The following is a 2387-nucleotide window of genomic DNA, read 5'->3' as shown; positions in this document are numbered from 1 at the left end:
TTCGTGAACAACTTCGTTGTTCCGGGTACGACTCCGCCGGTGGATCCTCCGGAGGTGTGTGATCCGGCGACGCAGCTGTGCACGACGCATCCGGTTCAGGTTCCGGGGTTCACGGTCGCGAAGACTGCGGATCCGGTGTCGGGTTCGAATGTTGCTGCTGGTCAGACGATCACGTACACGGTGACCGGTTCTAATACGGGTAACACGACGCTTGATCCGGTCGCCATCTCCGATGATCTGGGTGCGGTTCTCGACAATGCTGCTGTTGTTCCCGGTTCGTTGAAGGCGACTGTCGACGGTGCTGCTGTTGCCGATCCGACTGTTTCGGGCACCACGCTCTCGTGGACTGGTGTTCTCGAAGCTGGTAAGTCGGTTGTCCTGACGTATCAGGTGAAGGTCAACGACGGTGTTGCTGGTGGGGTGTTGATTACCAACAAGGTCACCGGTACTGCGAAGCCGCCGACGGGTCCGGAGATCACTCCTCCACCGGTGACGACCGAGCATCCGGTGGTGTCTCCGAAGATTGCTGTGGTGAAGTCTTCTGATCCGGTGTCGGGTTCGAATGTTGTTGCCGGTCAGGACATCAAGTACACGCTTACGTTCTCGAACACCGGTAGCGGTGCGGGTGAGGTCGCGTATTTCGATGATTTGCGTCAGGTTGTGGACAAGGGTGCATTGAGTGGTTTGGCTGCTGATGCTCCGTTGGTTGCGACGATGGTCGGCAGTGATGGTTTCTCGGTGACGGGGACCCTGGCGGCCGGCGAGAGCAAGTCGGTGACGTATTCGGTGAAGGTCAATGCCGATGTGGTCGGTGGGGTGTTCGTGAACAACTTCGTTGTTCCGGGTACGACTCCGCCGGTGGATCCTCCGGAGGTGTGTGATCCGGCGACGCAGCTGTGCACGACGCATCCGGTGGTGTCTCCGAAGATTGCTGTGGTGAAGTCCTCTGATCCGGCATCAGGTACCAATGTTGTTGCCGGTCAGGACATCAAGTACACGCTCACGTTCTCGAACACCGGTAGCGGTGCGGGTGAGGTCGCGTACTTCGACGATCTGCGCGGTCTGCTCGATGATGCTGATCTGGTTGCCGGCAGCTTGTCTGCTCAGGATCCGTTGACTGCTGCGATGGTCGGCAGTGATGGTTTCTCGGTGACGGGAACCCTCGGCGCTGGTGAAACGAAGACGGTGACGTACACGGCGAAGGTCAAGGCTGATGCCGATCGTGTTGCGGCTGGTGCCGACAACACGGTGCTCAACTTCGTTGTTCCGGGTACGACTCCGCCGGTGGATCCTCCGGAGGTGTGTGATCCGGCGACGCAGCTGTGCACGACGCATCCGGTTCAGGTTCCGGGGTTCACGGTCGCGAAGACTGCGGATCCGGTGTCGGGGACGAATGTTGCTGCTGGTCAGACGATCACGTACACCGTAACGGGCATGAACACCGGTAAGACAACGCTTGATCCGGTGGTGTTGACCGATGATCTGTCGAAGGTTCTCGACAACGCCGCTCTGGTGGACGGTTCGCTCAACGCGACGGTCGATGGTGCTCCTGCTGCTACTCCGACCCTCTCGGGCACGACGCTTTCGTGGACTGGTGTTCTCGAGGCTGGTAAGTCGGTTGTTCTGACCTACCAGGTGAAGGTCAATGCCGGTGTTGCCGGTGGCACGTTGATCAGCAACAAGGTGACCGGTACTGCGAAGCCGCCGACGGGTCCGGAGATCACTCCTCCGCCGGTGACGACGGAGCATCCGGTTGATGTTCCGGGGTTCACGGTCGCGAAGACTGCGGATCCGGTGTCGGGGACGAATGTTGCTGCTGGTCAGACGATCACGTATACGGCGACCGGTGCCAATACGGGTAACACGACTCTTGATCCGGTGGTGTTGACCGATGATCTGTCGAAGGTTCTCGACAATGCTGTGTTGGTGGACGGTTCACTCAAGGCAGTAGTCGATGGTGTCGACGCGACTGCTCCGACCCTCGGGGGTACGACGCTCACCTGGACCGGTGCACTCGAAGCGGGTAAGTCGGTGGTCCTGACCTACCAGGTGAAGGTCAATGCCGGTGTTGCCGGTGGCACGTTGATCAGCAACAAGGTGACCGGTACTGCGAAGCCGCCGACGGGTCCGGAGATCACTCCTCCGCCGGTGACGACGGAGCATCCGGTGGTGTCTCCGAAGATTGCTGTGGTGAAGTCTTCTGATCCGGCATCTGGTTCGAATGTTGTTGCCGGTCAGGACATCAAGTACACGTTGACGTTCTCGAACACCGGTAGTGGTGCGGGTGAGGTCGCGTACTTCGATGATCTGCGTGGTCTGCTCGATGATGCTGATCTGGTTGCGGGCAGCTTGTCTGCTCAGGATCCGTTGGCTGCTGCGATGGTCGG

1 protein-coding gene is annotated in these 2387 nt (G+C 59.5%); it reads left to right on the top strand.

All coding sequences use genetic code 11. The features are described 5' to 3' along the window. Nucleotides 1-39: 39 nt before the first annotated feature. On the top strand, nt 40-2387 hold a 2348-nt coding region (locus ACFWEM_RS34090), incomplete at its 3' end, for an isopeptide-forming domain-containing fimbrial protein (protein WP_378540092.1).

It is taken from the genome of Rhodococcus sp. NPDC060176, from assembly GCF_042728675.1.
Taxonomy (GTDB): Bacteria; Actinomycetota; Actinomycetes; order Mycobacteriales; family Mycobacteriaceae; genus Rhodococcus_F.
The sequence above is the reverse complement of the archived record's forward strand: the minus strand, read 5'-3'. Positions and strand labels throughout refer to the sequence as shown.